Annotated in this window: 7 protein-coding genes; 6 read left to right on the top strand and 1 reads right to left on the bottom strand. The window is 38.5% G+C overall.

Annotation, left to right across the window (positions count from 1 at the left end):
* The 6 genes from A2003_RS10130 to A2003_RS10155 form a co-directional block, all read left to right on the top strand.
* Positions 1–129, top strand: a 129-nt coding sequence (locus tag A2003_RS10130; protein ID WP_353743763.1) for an IS3 family transposase, incomplete at its 5' end; no start/stop codon positions are given.
* A 303-nt stretch (positions 130–432) separates the two neighbouring features.
* A complete protein-coding gene (locus A2003_RS10135; RefSeq protein WP_004963152.1) occupies positions 433–1014 on the top strand; it encodes a 5-formyltetrahydrofolate cyclo-ligase in 582 nt (193 codons plus the stop codon).
* Between the two features lie 130 nt (positions 1015–1144).
* Entirely contained in the window at positions 1145–3574 is a 2430-nt protein-coding gene (lon, locus tag A2003_RS10140) for an endopeptidase La (protein ID WP_039048259.1), read from the top strand.
* A 324-nt stretch (positions 3575–3898) separates the two neighbouring features.
* On the top strand, positions 3899–4378 hold the full coding sequence (gene rlmH / locus A2003_RS10145) for a 23S rRNA (pseudouridine(1915)-N(3))-methyltransferase RlmH (protein WP_004912481.1): 480 nt from the start codon (positions 3899–3901) through the stop codon (positions 4376–4378).
* Between the two features lie 110 nt (positions 4379–4488).
* Positions 4489–5262, top strand: a complete 774-nt coding sequence (locus A2003_RS10150; RefSeq protein ID WP_039048258.1) for a DODA-type extradiol aromatic ring-opening family dioxygenase — start codon at positions 4489–4491, stop codon at positions 5260–5262.
* Between the two features lie 186 nt (positions 5263–5448).
* Entirely contained in the window at positions 5449–6549 is a 1101-nt protein-coding gene (locus A2003_RS10155; RefSeq protein WP_286687293.1) for an META and DUF4377 domain-containing protein, read from the top strand.
* Positions 6550–6605: 56 nt separating this feature from the next.
* Here A2003_RS10155 and A2003_RS10160 read toward each other — a convergent pair.
* A partial coding sequence (locus A2003_RS10160; protein WP_286687294.1) for a Glu/Leu/Phe/Val dehydrogenase dimerization domain-containing protein occupies positions 6606–7527 on the bottom strand: 922 nt, incomplete at its 5' end.

Genomic DNA, 7527 nt, shown 5'->3' on the forward strand with positions numbered 1-7527 from the left:
CTTGCGACACTAAACTGGGTAGATTGGTTCAATAAAAAGCGTGTACACAGTGCACTGGGTTATGTGTCGCCTTTTGAGTTTGAAGCAATGTACTATGATAAAATTAATCTGTTAGGTCAGGTGGCCTAACTTAAATAAAAAGTCTCCGACAAACCCGGTACGGTTCACATGTTCAAAAAAGCATTGTTCTTATTCGATATTTTCATAAAGAAATAATAATTTATGCATTAGCTTAATTTAGACTATTCAGTAAACACTAAATAAAATGTTTACCAAAAAAATTTATAGCGCGACTCAAGACCTCTTGAGGAGCGCTTTAAAAAAATGCGTGGAAGCTTTTCCGGTCATAAAAAATATTTAGATGAGCAATCTGATTAAATATAGGGATTAAATCAAGTAAGATTTACAGTAATTAAAATTGTTGTGGCATCTATGAAAGATCATCTGAAATCTCTGCGCAGTGACATTCGTCGAAAACGTAAAAATGTCAGTATTTCACAACATAAAAAAAACGAACATCAGATCTTAAACAGACTTAAAAACACCCCACAATTTAAAACGTCTCAAAAAATTGGTCTGTACCTAGATGCATTTGGGGAAATACGTACTCAAAAAATTATTCAACTTTGTTTCCAACATCACAAAGATGTTTATTTACCCATGATTTGCAACATGAATCAGAATTTAGTCTGGGTAAAAATCAATCTCCAACAATATAAAAACAAACGCTTTTCCCATCATCCTTTGGGTATGAAAGAACCAATGGCTAGTCGTGGACATCATGTTTCAAAGTTGGATCTTTTGATCATGCCCCTACTCGCTTGTGATCATCATGGTACTCGAATTGGTATGGGTGGCGGATTCTATGACCGTACTCTTGCATCAGCCCGCCATTTTCCCTTTCGTTTAGGGATAGCACATGATTTTCAATATATTGAAGAAACTTTACACCGCAACATCTGGGACCAACCACTTGATGCACTCATCACACCATCTCACAAACATTATTTTTAGAGTTATTTGAATATTAAAACCAACTAATTTTGTCTTTTTTTATATTTTCTACTCTAAAACCCTTGTAATTTTTGAAATGCACATCACTATAAAAACATGGCAACACCGTTGTCACTCATTAGGAGTGCCCATGTCTGAATATATTTTAAATAATGAAACAAGCTTAGAGCCACAGGTTCCAAGTGTATTACCACTATTAGCATTGCGTGATGTTGTGGTCTATCCACACATGCAAATTGCGCTATTCGTGGGTCGTGAAAAATCGATCAATGCAGTGGATGTGGCTCGTAACGGTGACAATTTAGTATTTGTAGTTGCGCAAAAAGATTCGCTTACAGAAGAAATTGATCACGATAATCTGTATCAGTACGGAACTGTGGCTAAAATCGTTCAAGTGGTCAATCATGAGAATGATGAAAACTGCATTAAAGTATTGATTGAAGGACTACATCGTTCGAAGCTAGAGCGTATCATTGATGGTGAAGAGTATCTGACTGCTGAACATCATTTAAGCCCAATGACAGTGGACTTGGATCAAGAAAGTAAAGAAACTCGCTTAAATGAATTACGTACACTCTTTGCTCAATATGCAGAAGCTAAACTTCGGAATGCACGAGAACTTGTTGCGGCTGCAAACAAGATTGAAGATCTTCTGCAATTGATGTTCTTCGTTGCAACTCGTGTGCCTTTAAATATCGAAGTCAAACAGAAATTTTTAGAGCACGATGAGTTCGAGGCACATTTACAAGAGTTGATGGGTTATTTGATGAATCAATCTGCTGAACAGCAAATTGAACAAACCCTACACGACAGCGTTAAACGTCAGATGGAAAAAAACCAACGTGAATACTTTCTAAATGAAAAAATGAAAGTCATTCAACGTGAACTGTCTGATATGAACGGCGGTGCTGAGGATGATGTTGCTGAGATTGAGAAGCGTCTTGCTGAAGCTGACTTACCTGAACATGTACGTAAAAAAGCTGAAGCTGAGTTTCGTAAACTCAAAGCAATGCAACCTGCTTCAAGTGAAGCGGCAGTTGTTCGCAACTATTTAGAAGTGATTCTAGATACACCTTGGAACAAGGCAAGCAAAGTCAGCATTAACTTGGCAAAAGCACAAGAAATTCTGGATGCAGATCATTACGGTCTAGATGACGTTAAAGATCGCATTGTTGAATACCTTGCTGTTCAATCACGTGTGAAAAAACTCCGTGGTCCTATTCTTTGTCTAGTTGGTCCTCCGGGTGTAGGTAAAACCTCACTAGGTGAATCGGTTGCTAAAGCAACAGGTCGTGAGTTTGTACGCATGGCGCTAGGTGGCGTGCGTGATGAAGCTGAGATTCGTGGTCATCGTCGTACTTACATCGGTGCGATGCCAGGTAAAATTGTGCAGTCTTTAACAAAAGTCGGTGTGAAGAATCCATTATTCTTGCTCGATGAAATTGACAAGATGGCACAAGACTATCGTGGCGATCCTGCTTCTGCATTGCTTGAAGTATTAGATCCATCACAAAATAGCAAGTTCAACGATCATTATTTAGACCTTGATCTTGATCTTTCAGAAGTAATGTTCATCTGTACAGCTAACAGCATGAATATTCCTGAAGCTTTGCTGGATCGTATGGAAGTCATTCGTCTACCGGGTTATACCGAAGATGAAAAAGTAAATATTGCTGAACGCTACCTTGTTCCGAAAGCAATCAAGAACAATGGTTTACGTGCAAAAGAATTAACAATTCATGAAGAAGCGATTCGTGACATCGTGCAACGTTATACACGTGAAGCTGGTGTACGTAGTCTAGAACGTGAAGTGTCTAAAATTGCACGTAAAGTTGTTAAAGAAGCAGTCAGCAAAAAATCTAAAAACTTACAGCTTGATGTGACATCGGCAAATCTTCCTGAATACTTAGGTCCACATAAGTTTGACTTTGGTATCGCAGAAGATGAAGCTCAAGTAGGTCGTGTAAATGGCTTGGCTTGGACATCTGTTGGTGGTGAGTTATTGACTATTGAAGTCGCAGCTGTAAAAGGTAAAGGGAAATTCATTACTACGGGTTCGCTCGGTGATGTAATGAAAGAGTCAATTACCACTGCGATGACAGTTGTTCGTACTCGTGCTGATGAATTGGGTATTGAAGCATCACGTTTCGATGAAACTGATGTCCATGTCCACTTACCAGAAGGCGCGACACCAAAAGATGGTCCATCGGCAGGTTTAGCTTTGACTACAGCGCTAGTGTCAGCGTTTACTGGTATCGCAATTCGCCCAGATATTGCGATGACAGGTGAAACTAGCTTAGGCGGTCGCGCATTACGTATTGGCGGCTTAAAAGAAAAACTTTTAGCAGCTCACCGCGGTGGAATCAAACTTGTATTTATTCCACAAGACAATGTACGTGACTTGGCTGAAATACCTGATAACGTAAAAGAAGGTTTAGAAATCAAAGCTGTGAAAAGCATTGATGAAATCTTACCTTTGGCGTTGACAGATACACCAAAGCCATTGCCTAAGACACCAATTGTTAAACCAGTTGAAGATGCAAAAGCTGCACGTCATTGATGTAAAGATCATGATTAAAGAGAGAGCTTCGGCTCTCTTTTTTGTTACATAATTTGATTGAAAAACAACCAATTTATTGCATAATAAAATAGAGTCGATAAAAATAAAGGCTAACATTGACTCTGAAACTAATTTTTAGTGCCCTCTGAACTCCAGACGGAAGGCACTTTGATCGCAGCTCATACACATTTTGAGCTGCGTTTTTTATGGCGAGTATAAATTTTCTTTTTTTAGTTTTTATTACAGCTATTACTTAGATCTAAATTACCTAGCAACTTCGACTCAGTTTATAATCCGCATAAATTATTTTTACCTTTAAATTTTATGAAGATTCGTATTCTGACTATTGGGCAAAAAATGCCTGCATGGGTTCTCACTGGGTTTGAGGATTATTTCAAACGAATTCAGCCTTTCGTTCAAACCCAAGTCATTGAATTACCTATGGCTAAACGTGGTAAAAATGATTCAGAAGCAGATATTTTAAAATATTGTCAAATCGAAGGTGAGAGTATCTTAAATGCGCTCAAACCTAATGAAACCCTAATTGCACTGGAAGTCGGTGGCAGAGAACTCAGTACAGAAAAGCTTGCCGATACCATGAAACAATGGATGCTTGATGGTAACGATATTGCACTCGCAATTGGAGGACCTGACGGACATTCTGATGCAGTACGCAAAGCAGCAGCATGGCATTGGTCTTTATCTAAATTAACGATGCCTCACCCAATGGTTCGAATCTTATTAATTGAACAATTGTATAGAGCCATGAGCATTAACCATAATCATCCCTACCATCGTGCTTAACGTTGAATATGGTTGTTCTGATTATAGAACAATCTGTTGAGTTTAATCCGCTATCATTGTCTTGATGTTTTTGTCAGGATAAATAGGTAATTTCGATCAGGTGCCCCATTATGAATGTGCAAACTTTACCAGGCTTATTTATCTCCCACGGTTCGCCTATGCTTGCACTAGATCCAGAGCAGGTTGGTCCTGCACTACATCGCTTGAGTATCAACTTACCTGAGCCACAAGCGATTGTTGTCATGTCTGCACACTGGGAAAGTCAAGTTCTTGAAGTCAATATTGCCACTCGACCAGATACTTGGCATGACTTTAGAGGTTTTCCTAAAGAGCTTTATGAAATTCGCTATCCAGCACCAGGATCACCAACAATTGCTGAAAAAATATTATCCATGTTTGCAGAAGCTGGTATTCAGGCACATGCCAATAGCACACGTCCTCGTGATCACGGTGTATGGATGCCTTTATTACATATGTATCCAGATGCAGATATTCCAGTGATAGAAATTTCACTGCCAACAAAAATGAATGCAAAAGAAATTTACAAGATTGGACAAGCTTTATCTCCCCTGCGTGAACAACAGATTTTATTAATCGGATCAGGAAGCATAACGCACAATTTGGCTGAGTTGTCATGGCATACAAATGCTCAAGTTCCTACTTGGGCTAGTACTTTTAGAAATACTGTCGTCAATCGACTCCAACATCAAAATTTTGATGCTGTCCTTGATTGGCCTTCATTGCCATTTATAGAACGTAACCACCCTACGCTTGAGCATTTTGCCCCACTTTTTTTCGCTATGGGCACAGGTCATCGATTTAATATCGTGCACAGTAGTTTCTCGATGGGCTCACTTGGCATGGATATCTATCGTTTCGACTAAAGATGATTATTTACCAAATATTTAAATCGAGGTTTAACAATTTCGTTTAAACCTCAGTATCTATTATGCTTTTCTAAAAATTACAATCAGATACATTTAACAAACTTAACCGCTAACTGGATTACATTTTCTTTTTTAATAATACTTTAAGCTTAAGGCTGTGATTTATTAACTGTTGTTTTAACGATGAAAATTAAATATTTAGTTCTTGCTCTACTTCCTCTTTCTTTGATGGCTTGTCAAACAGTACAAAATGTAACTGACGGTGTAGTTTCTCAAATCAATTCAAATGCTGAAAAAAATCTAACTGAATATAATTGGACTTATCAAGGTTCTACAGCTTCAAAACCATTAGTGCTTTCATTTAACGCTGATCAAAGAGTAACGATTCAAACAGGTTGTAATAATCAAGGTGGAACTTGGAAAGTTGAAGGCAACAAAATTGTCACCTCACCTCTTGTTTCAACCATGATGGCGTGTGCTAATGATTTAATGCAACAAGAGCGTTTGTCATCTGATATTTTTAGCGAAAAGAAAGTACCTTTTTCACTTAGTACAAGCAATGATCAAGCAATCCTGACTGTAACAGACAGCAAAGGGCAAAAACATGTATTTACAGGAACTAAAATTGTGAATGCAAATGTATTAAGCAATTACATATGGTCATACCAACCGACAAATACACAAAAACCTATCGTTCTAACATTCTTAAATAATGATCGCTTATCAGTAGATACAGGCTGTAACCGCTTAAATACATCTTGGAAAGTCGAGAATGGTTTGATCGTGACAGGTGATGGCGCATCAACGATGATGGCATGTGAACCAGCACTGATGCAGCAAGAGAAGTTTGCAGGTGAATTATTACAAAAACGTCAAATCCCATTTGAAGTGAATACTACAAACTTACACGAACCGACTTTGACGCTTACAGATGCTAAAGGTCAAAAATATAATTTCATCGGTAAAATGACACCTGAAACAAAATATCAATCAGAGCCTAAAACCGTATTTTTAGAAATCTCACCTGAAACTAAATCATGTACAGGCGTTGCACCACAAACTTGTATGCAAGTACGTGAAGTAAAATACGACGAAAAAGGTATCAAAACATATACTGATAAAAGCTGGTCTTTATACTATGGTCAAATCGAAGGGTTTGAACACAATCCTAAGCAACGCGTGATCGTACGTGTAAAACGTTTTGAGATAAAAAATCCGGCAGCGGATCAGTCAAGTCTTGCTGATGTATTAGATATGGTTGTTGAACAAGAAATCGTTAAATAATCATAATTTCAGTCAAAAAATCCGATGCAGATGCATCGGATTTTTTTGTTCAAAGATTAATAAATCCCTTGAGCTAGAATTGCATCTGCTACTTTGACAAAACCAGCGATATTTGCACCATCGACATAGTTCACAGTACCATCTTCTTGAGTACCATATCGTAAGCAGTTTGCGTGAATGTCTTTCATAATCGCATGAAGCCTTTCATCAACCTCACCATGTGTCCAACCAAAACGAAGAGCATTTTGTGACATCTCAAGACCTGACGTTGCAACTCCACCAGCATTTGAGGCTTTACCAGGAGCATAAAGAATCTTCGCTGCAATAAATTTTTCGACAGCTTCCAAGGTAGAAGGCATGTTTGCACCTTCAGCTACGCAGATTACGCCATTTGCTAATAGATTATCAGCATCGGCACCCGTTAATTCATTTTGTGTGGCACACGGTAGAGCAATATCAACAGCAATATGCCAAGGTGTCTGACCTTCAAAATACTCAAAACCATGCTTTGAAGCAAACTCAGAAATACGTCCACGTTGAACATTTTTGAGTTCCATTACTTCTGTAAGTAATTCTTCTGTAAATCCGTTCTTGAGATAAACAGTGCCATTTGAATCCGATAAAGTTACGACTTTTGCACCGAGGAACATGGCTTTTTCAGCAGCATATTGAGCAACGTTACCGGAACCTGAAATTGATACCGTTTTGCCATCAAAACTTTCGCCACGTGTTTTCAACATTTCTTCAGCAAAGTAAACCGTTCCATAGCCTGTTGCTTCAGGACGCATAAGACTACCGCCAAAGGAAATTCCCTTCCCAGTAAAAACACATGCAGTATCGTTACTCAACTTTTTCATCATGCCAGCCATGTAACCGACCTCTCGCCCGCCTACACCGATATCTCCCGCAGGAACATCTGTATTTGCACCTAAATGTCGATATAACTCAATCATCAAGGCTTGGCAAAAGCGCATCACT

This window comes from Acinetobacter sp. GWC1_38_13, from assembly GCF_001767535.1.
Classification (GTDB): domain Bacteria; phylum Pseudomonadota; class Gammaproteobacteria; order Pseudomonadales; family Moraxellaceae; genus Acinetobacter; species Acinetobacter junii.

Bases quoted from the DNA above. Each gene is read 5' to 3' on its own strand.
- A2003_RS10135 (WP_004963152.1), top strand. From the start codon at position 433: ATGAAAGATCATCTGAAATCTCTGCGCAGTGACATTCGTCGAAAACGT.
- lon (WP_039048259.1), top strand. From the start codon at position 1,145: ATGTCTGAATATATTTTAAATAATGAAACAAGCTTAGAGCCACAGGTT.
- rlmH (WP_004912481.1), top strand. From the start codon at position 3,899: ATGAAGATTCGTATTCTGACTATTGGGCAAAAAATGCCTGCATGGGTT.
- A2003_RS10150 (WP_039048258.1), top strand. From the start codon at position 4,489: ATGAATGTGCAAACTTTACCAGGCTTATTTATCTCCCACGGTTCGCCT.
- A2003_RS10155 (WP_286687293.1), top strand. From the start codon at position 5,449: ATGAAAATTAAATATTTAGTTCTTGCTCTACTTCCTCTTTCTTTGATG.